Genomic DNA, 15,474 nt, shown 5'->3' with positions numbered 1-15,474 from the left:
GGTCTGGGGCCTGCGGCCCCAGCCGCCGGAGGCATCTTGTTCCTGCCGGAGGTGCGATTTGGCGGCACGCCCGGACGCTAGAATCCCTTCAGCTCATCCCCGGTCAGCCGCACGACATGGACGACGTTGGTGGTTCCCGGCGTGCTGAACGGCACCCCGGCGATCAACACCAGGGCGTCGCCGCCCTTGGCGAGCCGGCTGCGCAGCGCCATGCGGCGGGATTTCGCCACCATTTCCTCGAAGTCGCGGACGTCGCGGGTGCCCATGGCGTGGACGCCCCAGACCAGCGCCATCCGCCGCGCCGTGCTCGGCCGCGGCGTCAGGCAGAGGATCGGCACGGCGGCGCGTTCGCGGGCTGCCCGCAGCGCTGTCGTCCCGCCGATGGTCACGCAGACGATTGCGGCGGCGCCGATGCTGCGGCTGATCTGCGCGGCGGCCAGCGAAATCGCGCTGGCCGTGCTGACCCGGTTGCCCAGCTCGGTGAAATGCACGCGGCTGTAATAGCTCGGGTCCGATTCGACCTCGCGGGCGATGGCGTCCATCATCGCCACCGCCGCCATCGGATGCCGGCCGACGGCGGATTCGGCCGACAGCATCACTGCGTCGGCGCCGTCGTAGATGGCGGTGGCCACGTCGGAGACTTCGGCCCGGGTCGGGGTCGGTGCCTCGATCATCGATTCGAGCATCTGTGTCGCCACCACCACGGGCCGCCCGGCCTCGCGCGCTGCCGCGACGATGCGCTTTTGCGCTGCCGGCACCTGCTCGGGCGGCAGCTCCACGCCGAGGTCGCCGCGCGCCACCATCACCGCGTCGGCGCTCTCCAATATCTCCTGCAGACGCTCCAGCGCCGCCGGCTTCTCGATCTTGGCCATCAGCGCCGCGCGGCCGCGGATCAGCGCCCGCGCCTCGGCGACATCCTCGGGCCGCTGCACGAAGCTCAGCCCGATCCAGTCCACCCCCTGGTCGAGCGCGAAGGCCAGGTCCGACCGGTCCTTGGCGGTCAGCGCCGGCAGCGGCACCACCACATCGGGCACGTTCACCCCCTTCATGTCAGAAATCCGCCCCGGCACCTCGACCGTGCAGTGCAGCAGCCGCGACGCCACCGTCCGCACCCGCAGTACGATCCGGCCATCGTCGACCAGAAGCCGCGCGCCGGGCGCCAGCGCCTCGAACAACTCCCGGTGCGGCAGCTGCACGCGCCGCGCGTCCCCCGGCGTCGGGTCCATGTCGAGCTGGAAATCCTGCCCCGCCTCCAGCAGGCAGCCGCCATCGGCAAAGCGCCCGACCCGCAGCTTCGGCCCCTGCAGATCGGCGAGAATCGCGATCGATCGCCCGCTGTCCGCCTCCGCCAGCCGCAACTCCCTGATCCGCGCCGCATGCTCGGCCTGGGTGCCATGGCTCATGTTGACCCGAAAGGCATCCGCCCCGGCGTCGATCAGCGCCAGCATCCGCTCGCGCGTGCCCGAGGCCGGGCCGATGGTGGCGAGGACCTTGACCCGGCGGCGACGTGGTTCAACATGCTTGGACATGCACCGTCCCTAACCGGTGACGCCGCCCGTTTCCACCGAAAGGCCACTGCCATGTCCGATTCCGCCCTGAATTCCGCCACCCGCGAGGCCCTTGAAGCCGCCGCCTTCCGTCGTCTCGTCGCCCATCTCCAGCACCGCACCGACGTCCAGAACGTCGACCTGATGGGCATCGGCGGCTTCTGCCGCAACTGCCTCGGCGACTGGCTGGCCGACGCCGCCGCCGAAGCTGGCATCCCCCTCGACAAGGCCTCGGCACGCGAATCCGTCTACGGCATGCCCCAGGCCGAATGGAAAGCCCGCTACCAGACCGACGCCACCCCCGAGCAACTGGCCCGGATGGCCGAAAGCGTCGCCCGCAACGCGCATTGAGGGAGGAAGAAGGTTTGCCTCCGGCGGGTAGAATGCCTCCGGCGGCTGGGGCCGCAGGCCCCAGACCCCGATAAATGCGCCTGGGATACCGTGGCGCATGTCGTTGCTGGCGGGTGAATCCCTTTGATGGGGTCTGGGGCCTGCGGCCCCAGCCGCCGGAGGCACTCGTCCTTGAAACGTTGCGGCTCGCCCCTTTCCCTCCTCCCCCGCTCCGGCTAGCACAGGCGCTGGACGAATCCGGGGGCGAACCCCGTCGAGGGAGCAGGCATGAACGAGAATGTATCGGCGGCGCAGTTGCGTCAGTTCATCGAGCGCATCGAGACGCTCGAGGAAGAGAAGAAGGCCGTCGCCGACCAGATCAAGGATGTCTATGCCGAGGCCAAGGGCACCGGTTTCGATACCAAGACGATGCGGTCGATCATTCGTCTGCGCAAGATGGAGGCGAGTGCCCGGGCCGAGGCGGAGGCGCTGCTGGATACGTACAAGACCGCGCTTGGATTGATCGATTGAGGGGGAATTGATGAGCGATATCAAGCTGTATGGGGCGCTGCTGTCGCCGTTCGTGATGCGCCCCGTGCTGGTGGCGCGGGCCAAGGGCCATGAGCTTGCGGTCGAGCCCTTTCCCGGCGGCAACAAGAGCCCCGAGTATCTGGCGCTGTCGCCGATCGGCAAGATCCCGCTGCTGGTGCAGGGTGATTTCGTGCTGACCGAGAGCCAGGTGATTGCCGAATATCTCGATGCCGCGCTGCCCGGCCCGGCGCTGATGCCGGCCGATCCGCAGGCAGCGGCGCGGGTGCGGCTGCTGGTCCGCATCGCCGATCTTTATCTGACGCCACATCTGGTCGCCCTGTTCCGCGGCCGCGAGAACCCGGAGGTGATCCCCGGTGCCATGGCCGGCATGGCCGAGGCGCTCGGCTATCTCGAGCATTTCCGCAACGGTGCGGACAGCCATGCCGTGGGGGACAGCTTCAGCCAGGCCGATGCAGCACTGATCCCGCTGCTGTTCTTCGTTGATGCGCTTGATCCATCGTTGGGCACCGGCAAGCTGCTCGATCCGCTGCCCGGCCTCGCCGGCTGGTGGAAGGATGCGAAGGCCGGTACACATGGCGCGCGTGCCGTGGCAGAACAGGCGGAGGCCATGCGGGCGATGATGGCAGTCCGTGCGGCAGGAGAAACAGCATGAAGATCAGCCTGACGTTGAACGGCCAGCCTCAGGAGGCGGAAGCCCCCTCGGCGACCCTGTTGGTCGAGCTGCTGCGCGACCACCTGTCTCTTACCGGCACCCATATCGGTTGCGATACCAGCCAGTGCGGCGCCTGCAACGTGCTGCTGGACGGCGCGGTGGTGAAGGCCTGCACGGTGCTTGCCGCCCAGGCCGACGGCGCCTCGGTGACCACCATCGAGGGGCTGGCCGAGGGCGAGACGCTGCACCCGATGCAGGCGGCTTTTCGCGAGCATCACGGCCTGCAGTGCGGCTTCTGCACGCCGGGCATGGTCATCGCCGGCCTCGGCATCGTTGACCGCCACGGCCCGGAGGTCAGCCGCGAGACGATCGTCCACGAGCTGGAGGGCAATCTCTGCCGCTGCACCGGCTATCTGAACATCGTCGACGCCATCGAGGCCGGCGCCCGCGCCATGGGGGAGACCGCGCATGCGTGATTTCGATTATGCCCGCCCGGCCAGCCTCGCCGAGGCGGCGTCCGCCTTCGCCAATGGCGGCGAGGCTGCCTATCTCGCCGGTGGCCACACCTTGCTGCCGGCGATCAAGAGCCGGCTGCGCGCCCCCGATGTGCTGATCGATCTCGCCGCCATTCCCGGCCTCACCGGCATCAGCCATGAGGGCGACCGGCTCTGGGTCGGCGCCATGACCCGCCACGCCGCGCTGGTCACCGACAGAATCGTCAACGACACGCTGCCCAGCCTCGCCCGCATGGCCGCGCTGGTCGGCGATCCGCAGGTCCGCAACCGCGGCACCATCGGCGGTGTGCTGGCCAACAATGATCCTGCCGCCGATTATCCGGCCGCCGCGCTGGCGCTCGACGCGGTGATCGAGACCGACCGAGCCAGCCATGCGGCGGGCGATTATTTCCAGGGCATGTTCGCCACCGCGCTGGAGGACGGCGAGATCATCACCCGCATCGGCTTCAAACTGCCGGCCCGCGCCGCCTATGCCAAGTTCCGTCACCCGGCCTCGCGCTATGCGATCGTCGGCGTGTTCGTGGCGAAGCATCACGATGGCAGCGTCGCTGTCGGCATTACCGGCGCCGGCCCGGGCGCCTTCCGCTGGGCCGAGGGCGAGGCGGCGCTGGCCGCCGACTGGAGCGCCGCCGCCGTTGCCGGTCTCGCCCTTGAGTCCGCCGATCTCAACACCGATATCCATGCCAGTGCCGAGTATCGCGCCCATCTCTGCGGCGTGATGCTGGCCAAGGCGATTGCGGAGGCCTGAGATGAGCAGCAACCCCTGGGGAACGGCGACGACCATGATCATCAGCACCACGCACAGCGTCGAGGGCCAGAAGATCGCCGAATATCTCGGCCTGGTCTCGGGCGAGACGATCATGGGCGCCAACATCTTCCGCGATTTCTTCGCTGGCATCAGGGACATCGTCGGCGGCCGCGCGGGGTCCTATGAGAAGGTGCTCCGCGACGGCCGCGAGCAGGCGATCGAGGAAATGGTGCAGGAGGCCAAGTCGCGCGGCGCCAATGCCATTGTCGGCGTCAACCTCAACTATTCGGCGCTCGGCGCCAGCGATTCCATGCTGATGGTGGCGGTATCGGGCACGGCGGTCAGGTTGGGCTGATTGCCCTTTCCCGTCCGCATGGCGTAAGGCACCCCTGAACGATCACAGACGCAGGGTTCCATGGCCGGCCATTCCAAATTCAAGAACATCATGCACCGCAAGGGCGCGCAGGACAAAAAGCGCTCGGCGCTGTTCTCCAAGCTCAGCCGCGAGATCACCGTCGCCGCCAAGATGGGCCTGCCCGATCCGGCGATGAACGCCCGGCTGCGCGCCGCCGTCCTCGCCGCTCGCGCCGGCGGCATGCCCAAGGATAATATCGAACGCGCCATCAAGAAGGCCGAGGGCAGCGAGGGCGAGAATTACGAAGAGCTGCGCTACGAAGGCTTCGGCCCCGGCGGCGTCAGCCTGATCATCGAGACTCTCACCGACAACCGCAACCGCACCGCCACCAATGTCCGCACCGCCATGGCCAAGAATGGCGGCAACCTCGGCGCCTCCGGCTCGGTCAGCCATGGCTTCGAGCGGCTCGGCCTGATCTCCTATCCCGCCACCGCCGGCAGCGCCGACAAGGTTTTCGAGGCTGCGCTAGAAGCCGGCGCCGAGGATGTCGAATCGAGCGAGGACGGCCATGAGATCTGGACCAGCGTCGACGCGCTCCACGAAGTCGCCAAGGCGCTTGAGGCCGTGCTCGGCGAGGCCGAGGGTACCAAGCTCGCCTGGAAGCCCGGCACTGTCATCACGCTCGGCGCCGACGACGCCGGGCAGCTCCTCAAGCTGATCGACATCCTCGAGGAAGACGACGACGTCCAGACCGTCTGGGGCAATTACGACGTGCCCGAGGATGTGCTGGCCGCCCTTTGAGTGGCCGTGACGATCATCCTCGGCCTTGATCCCGGCCTCGCCGCCACCGGTTGGGGCGTCATCCGGTCCGAGGGCAATCGCCTCTCCCATCTCGCCCATGGCACGGTCAAGACGCCGGCCGCCGCGCCGCTGGCGGAACGGCTCGGTGCGCTCTACGATGGGCTGAAGGCCGTTATCGGCGCGCATGGGGCAAGCGAGGCGGCGGTGGAAGAGGTGTTCGTCAACGTCAATCCGCAGTCGACGCTGAAGCTCGGCCAGGCGCGCGGCGTCGTGCTGCTCGCCGCCACCCGCGCCGGCCTTGCCGTCACCGAATATTCCACCCGCTCGGTCAAGAAGGCGATCACCGGCACCGGCGCCGCCCAGAAGCAGCAGGTCCAGGCGATGGTCGAGCGGCTGCTGCCGGGCCTGAAGATCACCGGCGCCGACGCCGCCGATGCGCTGGCGGTGGCCATCACCCACGCCCATCTGCGCGGCCGGCCGCAATGATTGCCCGCCTGAAAGGCCTGCTGGACAGCGCGTCCGCCGATGCCTGCGTCGTCGATGTGAACGGCGTCGGCTATCTGGTCAGCGCCTCCACCAAGACCCTGTCGGCGCTCGGTACCCCCGGCAGCGCTGTCTTGCTCCACATCGAGACCCAGGTCCGCGAGGACGCCATCCAGCTGTTCGGCTTCCTGTCGCTGCCGGAGCGGGACTGCTTCCGCCTGCTGACCAGCGTCCAGGGCGTGGGCGGCCGCGTCGCCCTGGCCATCCTGTCGGTGCTCGGCCCGGACGATCTCGCCCATGCCATCGCCAGCGCCGACACCGCAAGCATCGCGCGCGCCAATGGCGTCGGCCCCAAGCTCGCCGGGCGCATCGCCAATGAGCTCAAGGGCAAATTCGGCGCGGTCGCGCTTGGCACCGCCGCGCCGCTTCCGGTCAGCAGCGGCACCGTCGCCGATGCGCTGGCGGCGCTTGCCGGCCTCGGCTTCCGCCCGATGGAAGCCAGTCGCGCCGTCGCCGACGCCCAGGCCGAGCTCGGCGACGGCGCCGAGGTCGGCGCGCTGATCCGGCTGGCGCTGCGAAAGTCTGCCAAATGACCCGTGAGATGGACGCGCTCCGCAAGCCCGACGACATCGATGCCGCGCTGCGCCCCAAGTCGCTGTCCGAGTTCATCGGCCAGCAGCAGCTGCGCTCGAACCTTGCGGTCTTCGTTGCCGGCGCCCGGGCGCGTGGCGAGGCGATGGACCATGTCCTGCTCCATGGCCCGCCCGGCCTTGGCAAGACGACGCTGGCCCAGATCGTCGCCCGTGAGCTCGGCGTCGGCTTCCGCGCCACCTCCGGGCCGGTGATTGCCAAGGCCGGCGACCTTGCCGCCATCCTCACCAACCTCGACAATCACGATGTGCTGTTCATCGACGAGATCCACCGGCTGGCGCCGGCGGTGGAGGAAATCCTCTATCCGGCGATGGAGGACCGGGTGCTCGACATCATGATCGGCGAAGGCCCCTCGGCCCGCTCGGTGCGCATCGACCTGCCGGCCTTCACCCTCGTCGGCGCCACCACCCGCGCCGGCCTGCTGACCACGCCGCTCAGGGACCGTTTCGGCATCCCGCTGCGCCTCAATTTCTACACCGTCGCCGAGCTGGAGCAGGTCATCACCCGCGCCGCCCGGCTGCTGACGCTGGACCTGACCGCCGACGGCGCCCGCGAGATCGCGGCGCGCGCCCGTGGCACCCCGCGCATCGCCGGCCGGCTGCTGCGCCGGGTCCGAGATTTCGCCGCCGCCGACGGCACACAGACGGTCGATGCCAGGGCCGCAGACCGTGCCCTCAACCGGCTCGAGGTCGATGCGCTCGGCCTTGATTCGATGGACCGCCGCTATCTGATCATGATTGCCGATCTCTATCGCGGCGGCCCGGTCGGCATCGAGACGCTCGCCGCCGGCCTGTCCGAGGCGCGGGATACCATCGAGGATGTCGTCGAGCCGTTCCTGATCCAGCAGGGCCTCGTCGCCCGCACGGCGCGCGGCCGCGTTCTCAACGGCCCGGCCTGGAAGCACCTCGGCCTGAAGGCCCCGGCCGGCCAGCCGCAGCAATTGCCGCTGCTCGATGAGGATACTGACATCTGAAGGAGACCGACTGATGATCCGTCACACCCTGCTCGCCCTCGCCGTGCTGTCGGCGCCCGCCGCCGCGGCCATCCCCGCGGTTGGCGACCCGGCCCCGGCTGTCGACGCCGTCGATACCGCCGGAAAGGCGCGCACGCTGGCCGAGCTAAACGGGCCCAAGGGGACGGTGCTGATGTTCTTCCGCTCCGCCGCCTGGTGCCCCTATTGCAAGGCCCAGCTGATCGACATGAACAGCAACGCCGCTGCCGCCATCAAGGCACGCGGCTATGCGCTTGTCGGCCTCAGCTATGATTCGCCGGACGTGCTCGCCAAATTCGCCGCGGAGCGGAAGGTGGGCTGGACCTTGCTCTCCGACCCGCAATCGAAGGTCATCGATCGCTGGCAGCTGCGCGACCCGGCCTATGCGCCGGACAGCCGGGCCTATGGCGTCCCGACTCCGGCGATTTTCGTCATCGACCGGCGGGGACGGATTACCGCCCGGCTGATGGAAGCCGATTACAAGAAGCGGCCGCAGGTTCAGGCAGTGCTCGCCGCGATCCCCAAATAGCGGCAAATCCGCCGCCAAACCGCCCGCCTGAAACGGCGGTCGCGCCTCTTTTCCCCGTGTCGATTTTGCGTTAATCTTCGCCTGCATTTGGCGGGGGCTGAATCATGGCAACGGTGGCGGGGGCGACGCAGCGGCGGTCCGATTTTCATGTGCGCATGGCGCTGGTGTTTTCAGCCATCGCCTTTGTCGGTTTCGTACCGACCTATTGGTCCCGGCTCGCCGCCGGCACCTTCACCGGCCAGCCCGTCATGCACCTGCACGGCGCCCTGTTCTTCGGCTGGTCTCTACTTTATCTGGCGCAGACAATCCGGGTCTCCGCCGGTCGGGTGGCGGCCCACCGGGCCTGGGGGTTGCTCGGGCTGGCGCTGATCGGCGCGATGGCGGTGACCGTGCCGCTGGCCGTGATCAACTCCATTTGGCAGGCGACGCGGTTCGGCCCGGAGGAAGTCGACCTGGCACGACGGTTTTCGGCGGTGTCGCTGACTTCGCTGATCCTGATCCTGGGCCTTTTTGCGCTGGCGATGGCCAATGTGCAGCGACCCGACGTCCACAAGCGGCTGATGCTGCTGATGCAGATTCCGTTCCTGCAGGCGGCCAGTGGCCGCCTGGTGGCAGTGGCTCTCACGCCCGCGGGAACCCCGGCCTTTTACCCGCCGCCCGGCGCCTTCGTCAGCGTGCCGTCCGGGCTGGCGATGTGTCTGCTGGTGGTGGTGGCCATGGTCCACGACCGGCGAACGATCGGCCATGTCCACCCGGTCTACAAGGTCGGGCTGCCGCTGTTGGTGGCGCAGATCCTGCTGGTCGTGCCGCTGTCGATGACCGGATGGTGGCTGGCCTTCGCGACCTGGCTGCAGGGGCTGGTCAGGCTGGGCTGAGCGCAGGGTCTGGACCGCGCGCGCCAGATGCGGCAGAGGCAGCCGATGAGCCAGACTCCCGAGCGCCAGCCCCGCACCCTCTACGCCAAGATCTGGGACGATCATCTCGTCCGCACGCTTGAAGACGGCACCGGCCTGATCTTCATCGATCGCCACCTGATCCATGAGGTCACCACGCCCCAGGCCTTCGAGGGCCTGCGCCTGGCCGGCCGCCGCCTGCGCCGTCCGGACCTGACACTGGCGGTGCCCGATCACAATGTCCCCACCACCAGCCGCAAGCTGCCGGTTGCCGACCCGATGTCCAAGGCCCAGCTCGAGGCGCTCTATGCCAATTGCGCCGACTTCGGCGTCGAGCTGATCGCTGTCGATGCGCCCGAGCAGGGCATCGTCCATGTCATCGGCCCCGAGCTCGGTTTCACCCTGCCCGGCGTCACCATCGTCTGCGGGGACAGCCATTCGGCCACGCACGGCGCGCTGGGTGCACTCGGCTTCGGCATCGGCACCAGCGAGGTCGAGCATGTCTTTGCCACCCAGACGCTGCTGCTGCGCAAGTCCAAGGCGATGCAGGTCAATGTCACCGGCACGCTCGGCTTCTCGGTCAGCCCCAAGGACCTGACGATGGCGATCATCGGCAAGCTCGGCACCGCCGGCGGCACCGGCTATGTCATCGAATATACCGGCCCGGTGATCGAGGCGATGTCGATGGAAGGCCGGATGACCGTCTGCAACATGGCGATCGAGGCCGGTGCCCGCGCCGGCATCATCGCCGTCGACCAGGAGACCATCGACTATGTCCGCGGCCGCCCGCGCGCGCCCACTGGCGCCGACTGGGACCGCGCGGTCGCCTATTGGAACACGCTCAGGACCGATCCCGGCGCCAGCTATGACGCGGTGATCGAGATCGACGCGAGCCAGATCGCGCCGCTGGTCACCTGGGGCACCAGCCCCGAGGACGTGCTGTCGATCACCGACAGCGTGCCCTCGCCGCAGAGCTTCGCCGACCCCTCCAAGCAGGCCGCCGCGCAGAAGTCGCTGGATTACATGGGCCTTACCCCGGGCACCCCGATGGACGAGGTCGAGGTCCAGCATGTCTTCATCGGCAGCTGCACCAATAGTCGCATCGAGGATCTGCGCGTCGCCGCCGACGTGGCGCGCGGCCGCAAGGTCGCCGCCCACATCAAGCAGGCGCTGGTCGTCCCCGGCTCCGGCCTCGTCAAGGCCCAGGCCGAGCGCGAGGGCCTCGACCGCATCTTCATTGAGGCCGGCTTCGAATGGCGCGAGCCCGGCTGCTCGATGTGCCTCGGCATGAACCCGGACCAGGTGCCGGCCGGCGAACGCTGCGCCTCCACCTCCAACCGTAACTTCGTCGGCCGCCAGGGCGTCGGCGCCCGCACCCACCTGCTGTCACCGGCCATGGCCGCCGCCGCCGCCGTTACCGGCAGGCTCACGGATGTCCGGGAGCTCATGGGCGCAGCGCGGCCATGAGCAAGCACAGCTTGCGAATGGACTCGCGCCAGCCCGGCCGGCGGGGCGGCGGGCCTTGTCCCGCCGATCCCGTTCGACGTCAGGCGCGGCTTTGCCGCGCCGCCCTCGGAGCCTTCATCCTCATGACAGCCCCTTTAGCAGCCGCCGAAATAAAGGTGACCGAGTCCGTCCCCGTGCCCGCCGGCGAGAAGGTCTCGACACTGGCCCGCGCCACCATCTTCGTCCGCAACCAGGCCGAGTCGCTGAAGCTCTACCGGGACATTCTCGGCCTCAAGCCGCACATCGACAATCTCGTCGAAGGCGAGGCAATCAACACCATCCAGGGCACCAAGGGCGTCTCGCTCAAGGCCGCCATCCTCCAGTCCGGCGACAGCATCTCCGGCAACCTCGGCATCTACGAGATCATCAATGGCCCCCCGGCCGCCCCGATGACCGATACCCGCACCAGCGTCCGCACCGGCGACTATGCCGTGGTCTTCTATACCGACCAGCTCGACGCGCTCTCGGACAAGATCATCAAGGCCGGCTACCGCATCGTCTCCCCGCCTATCATCCTGTTCACCGACCCGAAAAAGACCAAACAGTCCCGCGAGATGCTGTTCTTCGATGCCGACGGGATGCTGGTCAATCTGATCGAGCAGGGGAAGTAAGGGGGCCTCCGACGGCTGCGGCCTGCGGCCCCAGCCGCCGGAGGCACTTTCTCTTGCAGCCGTAGCCGCTAGCTCCGCACCAGCACCGGATCGAGCACCGTATCCCGTGCCTCGTTCAGCGTCGCCGGATAGTCGGTGGTGAAGTGCAGGCCGCGGCTTTCCTTCCGCGCCCGGGCCGAGCGCACGATCAGGTCGGCGACGGTGACGAGATTGCGCAGTTCGATCAGGTCCGGCGTCACCCGGAAGTTGCCGTAATATTCGGCCACTTCCTTGCGCAGCAGCTTGACCCGGTGCGAGGCGCGTTCGAGGCGCTTGTCGGTGCGGACGATGCCGACATAGTCCCACATGAACCGCCGCAGCTCGTCCCAATTGTGGCTGACGACCACTTCCTCGTCCGAGTCCGTCACCCGGCTCTCGTCCCATTTGCGCACATCGGGCATCGGTAGCCGCGCGTCCCAGCTGCGGGCGATGTCGTCGGCGACCGCCTGGCCGAACACCAGGCATTCGAGGATCGAGTTGGAGGCCAGCCGGTTGGCGCCGTGCAGGCCTGACTGGGTCACCTCGCCGGTGGCCCAAAGCCCCGGCAGGTCGGTCCGCCCGGCGAGGTCGACGAGCACCCCGCCGCAGCTGTAATGCGCCGCCGGCACCACCGGGATCGGCTCGATCGTGCAGTCGATGCCGAGGTCGAGCAGCCGGCCATGGATCATCGGAAAATGCTGGCGGACGAAGTCGGGCGGCAGATGGCTCATGTCGAGCAGCACATGGCTGAGCCCCAGCCGCTTCATCTCGGCATCGATGGCGCGTGCCACCACGTCGCGTGGTGCCAGTTCGAGCCGCTTGTCGTGCCGCGCCATGAAGCGCTCGCCATTGGGCAGCAGCAGATGCCCGCCCTCGCCGCGCAGCGCCTCGGAGATCAGGAAATTCTTGACCTTGGGGTGGAAGAGGCAAGTCGGGTGGAACTGGTTGAATTCCATGTTAGAAACCCGGCAGCCGGCGCGCCAGGCCATGGCGATACCGTCCCCGGTCGAGCCATCGGGGTTGGTGCTGTACTGGTAGACCCGGCTCGCCCCGCCGGTCGCCAGCACGACGCCGCGCGCCACGAACCGCCTGACCTTCCGCGCCTCGACATCGAGCGCATAGACCCCATGGCAGCGCCGCGTCGCGAACCGCTCGCCCTCGACATGCCGCTCGGTGATCAGGTCGACCGCGACATGGCCGGTCAGCAGCGTGATGTTGGGGTGTGCCAGCGCGGCCGCCTGCAACGCCTGCTGCACCGCCCAGCCGGTGGCGTCATCGACATGAACGATCCGCCGGTGGCTGTGCCCGCCCTCGCGGGTCAGATGCCAGCGCGTGCCCTCGGCCTCGCCTGAGTTGAACGGCACGCCGAGCGCCGCCAGCCGCTCGATCGCCTCGGCGGCATTCTCGACGACATATTCGACCGTGGCGCGGTGGTTGAGCCCGGCGCCGGCCACCATCGTGTCTTCGATATGGCTCTCGAAGGTGTCGCCCGGCTCCAGCACGGCGGCGATCCCGCCCTGCGCCCAGGCCGTGGACCCGGCGCCCAGCTCGCCCTTGGCCAGCACCGCCACCTTGAAGTGCGGCGCCAGGTTCAGCGCCGCCGTCAGCCCGGCCGCGCCCGAGCCGAGCACGATCACGTCATGGGTGAACGGGTCATGCGGCGCCCGGCGCGGCATCAGGCGACCGCCCTTGTCAGCGACAGGAACACATCCTCCAGGTCCGCCTCGGTGGTGGAGACATCGACGATCGTCAGCCCCGCCGCGCTGACCCCGGCCAGGACCTCGCCGGCGGTCGTCGTCCGCTTGTCATAGGTGATCGTCAGGATCCGCCCCTCGCCGGACAGGCCGGCACGCCCGGGCAGCCCGGCCGGCACCGCGGCCATCTCGGCATCGAGCGTCACCACCAGCTTCTTGTCGCCGGCGGTGGCGAGCAGCGTCGCCGTATCGTCATTGGCGACGATCCGCCCGCCGTTGACGATGGCGATCCGGTCGCACAGCGCCTCGGCTTCTTCCAGATAATGGGTGGTCAGCACCACCGTCGTCCCGCCGGCGTTCAGCTCGCGCACATAGGTCCAGAGCAGCGCCCGAAGTTCGATGTCGACACCGGCGGTCGGCTCGTCGAGCACCAGCACCGGCGGGTTGTGGACCAGCGCCTTGGCGACCAGAAGCCGTCGCTTCATGCCGCCCGAGAGCGCCCGGGTATAGGCATGGGCCTTGTCCTCGAGCCGCACGGCACGCAGCAGGTCCATCGTCCGCCGCTGCGCCTTGGGGATGCCATACATGCCGGCGGTGATTTCCAGCGTCTCATAGGGGGTGAAAAAGGCATCGAACACCAGTTCCTGCGGCACGATGCCGATGGAGCGCTTGGCGTTGCGGGGATGCTCGTCGATATCGAACCCCCAGATGCGCGCCGTGCCGCCGGTCTTGTTGACCAGCCCGGCGAGAATGTTGATCGTGGTGGACTTGCCGGCCCCGTTCGGCCCCAGCAGCCCGAAGATCGAGCCGCGTGGCACCATCAGGTCAATGCCATGCAGCGCCACCTTGCCGCCGGCATAGGTCTTCTCCAGACCCTTGATATCGATGGCGGCGTCCATGCCGGGAGCGTTAGTCCCGGCATGGCGATGTCGCAAGAGGGGGCCGGTGGTAGCGACATTCAGCCGACCTGGGCCGCCGGCGGGAACCATGTGCCTTCGGCGGCGAGAGAAGATGCCTCCGGCGGCTGGGGCCGGAGGCCCCAGACCCCGATAATCCCGCCACCGCAAGGCGATGGCTGACGGTCCTGTCGGAGAGACCGCACAATATGGGGTCTGGGGCCTGCGGCCCCAGCCGCCGGAGGCACTTTCTCTGACCGCCGGAGGCCCCTGTCCTTGCCGCCGGCGGCCAGCTGCTCGTGAATGTCGATCCCGCCTAGAAGCGCACCAGCGCCTCGACGCCGAACAGCCGCGGCAGGCCGCGGATGAAGGTCGGGATGCCGAACGAGCCGCCGGTGTTGCCGGCGTCGAGCAGATATTCCTTGTTGGTCAGGTTGGTGGCGAAGCCAGTCAACTGCCAGCGGCCCTCGGGATGCTGGAAGCCGGCCCGCAGATTGACCAGCGTCACCGGCCCTTGGCTGGTCACCGGATTGTTGGGCAGCTCGAAGAACACGGTCGAGCGGTGGGTGACGGTGGGGGTGGCGTACAGCTCGACCTGCTCCGAGAGCGGCACGGTGAGGGTGCCGCCGGCGGCAAACTGGAACTTGGACTGCAGGCGGAAGCTGTCGCCGGAGAAGGCGACGAAGCGCGGGTCGTCATCGACCTTGGCATCGATATAGGCGCCATTGGCGAAGACGCTGAGGTTATCACCCAGCGCGGCGGTGAATTCCGCCTCGATGCCCTTGTTGGTGGCGCTGCCGGCGCTCTGCGTGGTGGTGATCGGGCTGCCGGCTTCGCGAACGCTGACCTGGAAGTTGCGATACTTCATCAGATAGGCGCCGATGTTGAAGTTCACCGCGCCGAAGCCACCCTTGACGCCGACTTCATAGTTGGTGACCTTTTCCGCTGCGATCAGCGTGTTGTTCGGCAGCACCTCGGTGCCCACCCGGCGCGCGCCGAGGTTGACGACCGGCGAGCGCCGGCCCTTGGACCAGGTGGCATAGAGGTTGATGTTGTCGGTCGCCCGGAACAGGATGTTGGCGCGCGGCAGGAAGGCATTGTTGCTGCCCGAGCTGCGCAGCACCACGCCATTGGTGCTGACCCCGCCGGGGATCAGCGTTGTCCCGGTCAGCACGGTGTTGGGGATGTTGCTGGAGAAGCCGCTGTCCCGGCCTTCGATCAGGTAGCGTCCGCCGACGCTCAGCTCCAGCGCATCGACAGGGATCCAGGTCGCATCGCCGAAGAACGACAGCGCATCGATCTCGGCCGAATTCTGGAACAGGATCGCGCTATAGGGCAGGGTGGTGAACCGCCCACCAGTCAGCAGCCGTGTCGCCTGCGCGGCGGTGACAACGCCGGTGGCATTGTTGATGCAGCCCAGCCCCGGCACCACGCCGGCCGCGCACTGCAGGAAGGTGCCTTCCTCGGAGCTGAACGGCACCCGCTGGAAGCCCTTCTCCCAGAAATAGTTCATGCCGCCAAAGGCCCGGAACCGGTCGGTGGTGTAATTGACCCGGCCCTCGAAGCTCATCTGCTCGCCGCGCGCATCCTCGCCGAATTCGAGGTACCAGGCCTGGGTGCCATCGGCGTCGAACACCTCGTTCGAGTCGAAATTGCGGTAGCCGCCGACGAAGGTGTAGCTGAACGGCCCGGCATCCTTGTA

Annotated in this window: 18 protein-coding genes; 14 read left to right on the top strand and 4 right to left on the bottom strand. The window is 68.2% G+C overall.

Features of this window, described 5'->3' with window-relative positions; all coding sequences use genetic code 11:
* Nucleotides 1–77 precede the first annotated feature (77 nt).
* Entirely contained in the window at nt 78–1,529 is a 1,452-nt protein-coding gene (pyk, locus tag ACTIFJ_RS12565; protein ID WP_439534454.1) for a pyruvate kinase, read from the bottom strand.
* Between the two features lie 51 nt (nt 1,530–1,580).
* On the opposite strand from pyk, the gene ACTIFJ_RS12560 reads away from it, so the two are divergent.
* The 14 genes from ACTIFJ_RS12560 (at nt 1,581) to ACTIFJ_RS12495 (ending at nt 11,164) form a co-directional block, all read left to right on the top strand.
* Complete coding sequence (locus tag ACTIFJ_RS12560; protein WP_439534453.1) at nt 1,581–1,898, top strand: DUF1244 domain-containing protein; 318 nt, start codon at nt 1,581–1,583, stop codon at nt 1,896–1,898.
* Nucleotides 1,899–2,165: 267 nt separating this feature from the next.
* Nucleotides 2,166–2,408, top strand: a complete 243-nt coding sequence (locus ACTIFJ_RS12555; protein ID WP_439534452.1) for a DUF2312 domain-containing protein — start codon at nt 2,166–2,168, stop codon at nt 2,406–2,408.
* Between the two features lie 10 nt (nt 2,409–2,418).
* Nucleotides 2,419–3,081 carry a glutathione S-transferase family protein gene (locus tag ACTIFJ_RS12550; RefSeq protein WP_439534451.1) on the top strand — a complete coding sequence of 221 codons (663 nt, stop codon included), beginning with the start codon at nt 2,419–2,421 and terminating at the stop codon, nt 3,079–3,081.
* A complete protein-coding gene (locus ACTIFJ_RS12545) occupies nt 3,078–3,557 on the top strand; it encodes a (2Fe-2S)-binding protein (protein ID WP_439534450.1) in 480 nt (159 codons plus the stop codon). The genes ACTIFJ_RS12550 and ACTIFJ_RS12545 overlap by 4 nt, the downstream gene beginning before the upstream one ends.
* Nucleotides 3,550–4,344, top strand: coding sequence for an FAD binding domain-containing protein (locus tag ACTIFJ_RS12540; protein ID WP_439534449.1), 795 nt, complete (start codon nt 3,550–3,552; stop codon nt 4,342–4,344). Before ACTIFJ_RS12545 ends, ACTIFJ_RS12540 begins: the two co-directional genes overlap by 8 nt.
* Nucleotides 4,345–4,378: 34 nt before the next feature.
* A complete protein-coding gene (locus ACTIFJ_RS12535) occupies nt 4,379–4,699 on the top strand; it encodes a YbjQ family protein (protein ID WP_439534456.1) in 321 nt (106 codons plus the stop codon).
* A gap of 60 nt (nt 4,700–4,759) precedes the next feature.
* Nucleotides 4,760–5,500 (top strand): YebC/PmpR family DNA-binding transcriptional regulator, encoded by a 741-nt coding sequence (locus ACTIFJ_RS12530; protein WP_439534448.1) that lies wholly within the window; start codon nt 4,760–4,762, stop codon nt 5,498–5,500.
* Nucleotides 5,501–5,506: 6 nt separating this feature from the next.
* Complete coding sequence (ruvC, locus tag ACTIFJ_RS12525) at nt 5,507–5,986, top strand: crossover junction endodeoxyribonuclease RuvC (RefSeq protein ID WP_439534455.1); 480 nt, start codon at nt 5,507–5,509, stop codon at nt 5,984–5,986.
* Entirely contained in the window at nt 5,983–6,576 is a 594-nt protein-coding gene (gene ruvA / locus ACTIFJ_RS12520) for a Holliday junction branch migration protein RuvA (protein WP_439534447.1), read from the top strand. The genes ruvC and ruvA overlap by 4 nt, the downstream gene beginning before the upstream one ends.
* Nucleotides 6,573–7,607, top strand: coding sequence for a Holliday junction branch migration DNA helicase RuvB (gene ruvB, locus ACTIFJ_RS12515; protein ID WP_439534446.1), 1,035 nt, complete (start codon nt 6,573–6,575; stop codon nt 7,605–7,607). Before ruvA ends, ruvB begins: the two co-directional genes overlap by 4 nt.
* Nucleotides 7,608–7,620: 13 nt before the next feature.
* Nucleotides 7,621–8,154, top strand: a complete 534-nt coding sequence (locus ACTIFJ_RS12510; protein WP_439534445.1) for a peroxiredoxin family protein — start codon at nt 7,621–7,623, stop codon at nt 8,152–8,154.
* A 104-nt stretch (nt 8,155–8,258) separates the two neighbouring features.
* Nucleotides 8,259–9,029 carry a hypothetical protein gene (locus ACTIFJ_RS12505; RefSeq protein ID WP_439534444.1) on the top strand — a complete coding sequence of 257 codons (771 nt, stop codon included), beginning with the start codon at nt 8,259–8,261 and terminating at the stop codon, nt 9,027–9,029.
* Nucleotides 9,030–9,074: 45 nt separating this feature from the next.
* Complete coding sequence (gene leuC, locus ACTIFJ_RS12500) at nt 9,075–10,514, top strand: 3-isopropylmalate dehydratase large subunit (RefSeq protein WP_439534443.1); 1,440 nt, start codon at nt 9,075–9,077, stop codon at nt 10,512–10,514.
* A 155-nt stretch (nt 10,515–10,669) separates the two neighbouring features.
* On the top strand, nt 10,670–11,164 hold the full coding sequence (locus ACTIFJ_RS12495) for a VOC family protein (protein WP_439534442.1): 495 nt from the start codon (nt 10,670–10,672) through the stop codon (nt 11,162–11,164).
* Nucleotides 11,165–11,232: 68 nt separating this feature from the next.
* Here ACTIFJ_RS12495 and nadB read toward each other — a convergent pair whose 3' ends face one another.
* The 3 genes from nadB to ACTIFJ_RS12480 form a co-directional block, all read right to left on the bottom strand.
* Complete coding sequence (gene nadB / locus ACTIFJ_RS12490) at nt 11,233–12,858, bottom strand: L-aspartate oxidase (protein ID WP_439534441.1); 1,626 nt, start codon at nt 12,856–12,858, stop codon at nt 11,233–11,235.
* Entirely contained in the window at nt 12,858–13,775 is a 918-nt protein-coding gene (locus ACTIFJ_RS12485) for an ABC transporter ATP-binding protein (protein ID WP_439534440.1), read from the bottom strand. The genes nadB and ACTIFJ_RS12485 overlap by 1 nt, the downstream gene beginning before the upstream one ends.
* A gap of 313 nt (nt 13,776–14,088) precedes the next feature.
* The coding region (locus ACTIFJ_RS12480) for a TonB-dependent receptor (RefSeq protein ID WP_439534439.1) at nt 14,089–15,474 on the bottom strand (1,386 nt) is incomplete at its 5' end.

Source organism: Polymorphobacter sp., assembly GCF_051860865.1.
Lineage (GTDB): Bacteria > Pseudomonadota > Alphaproteobacteria > Sphingomonadales > Sphingomonadaceae > Sandarakinorhabdus.
This window is presented reverse-complemented; position numbering and strand designations above follow the sequence as displayed.

Coding starts and splice junctions, on each gene's coding strand:
- ACTIFJ_RS12545 (WP_439534450.1), top strand. CDS start 3,078: ATGAAGATCAGCCTGACGTTGAACGGCCAGCCTCAGGAGGCGGAAGCC.
- nadB (WP_439534441.1), bottom strand. CDS start 12,858: ATGCCGCGCCGGGCGCCGCATGACCCGTTCACCCATGACGTGATCGTG.
- ACTIFJ_RS12510 (WP_439534445.1), top strand. CDS start 7,621: ATGATCCGTCACACCCTGCTCGCCCTCGCCGTGCTGTCGGCGCCCGCC.
- ruvB (WP_439534446.1), top strand. CDS start 6,573: ATGACCCGTGAGATGGACGCGCTCCGCAAGCCCGACGACATCGATGCC.
- pyk (WP_439534454.1), bottom strand. CDS start 1,529: ATGTCCAAGCATGTTGAACCACGTCGCCGCCGGGTCAAGGTCCTCGCC.
- ACTIFJ_RS12555 (WP_439534452.1), top strand. CDS start 2,166: ATGAACGAGAATGTATCGGCGGCGCAGTTGCGTCAGTTCATCGAGCGC.
- ruvA (WP_439534447.1), top strand. CDS start 5,983: ATGATTGCCCGCCTGAAAGGCCTGCTGGACAGCGCGTCCGCCGATGCC.
- ACTIFJ_RS12535 (WP_439534456.1), top strand. CDS start 4,379: ATGATCATCAGCACCACGCACAGCGTCGAGGGCCAGAAGATCGCCGAA.
- ACTIFJ_RS12550 (WP_439534451.1), top strand. CDS start 2,419: ATGAGCGATATCAAGCTGTATGGGGCGCTGCTGTCGCCGTTCGTGATG.
- ACTIFJ_RS12540 (WP_439534449.1), top strand. CDS start 3,550: ATGCGTGATTTCGATTATGCCCGCCCGGCCAGCCTCGCCGAGGCGGCG.
- ACTIFJ_RS12560 (WP_439534453.1), top strand. CDS start 1,581: ATGTCCGATTCCGCCCTGAATTCCGCCACCCGCGAGGCCCTTGAAGCC.
- ACTIFJ_RS12530 (WP_439534448.1), top strand. CDS start 4,760: ATGGCCGGCCATTCCAAATTCAAGAACATCATGCACCGCAAGGGCGCG.
- leuC (WP_439534443.1), top strand. CDS start 9,075: ATGAGCCAGACTCCCGAGCGCCAGCCCCGCACCCTCTACGCCAAGATC.
- ACTIFJ_RS12505 (WP_439534444.1), top strand. CDS start 8,259: ATGGCAACGGTGGCGGGGGCGACGCAGCGGCGGTCCGATTTTCATGTG.
- ACTIFJ_RS12485 (WP_439534440.1), bottom strand. CDS start 13,775: ATGGACGCCGCCATCGATATCAAGGGTCTGGAGAAGACCTATGCCGGC.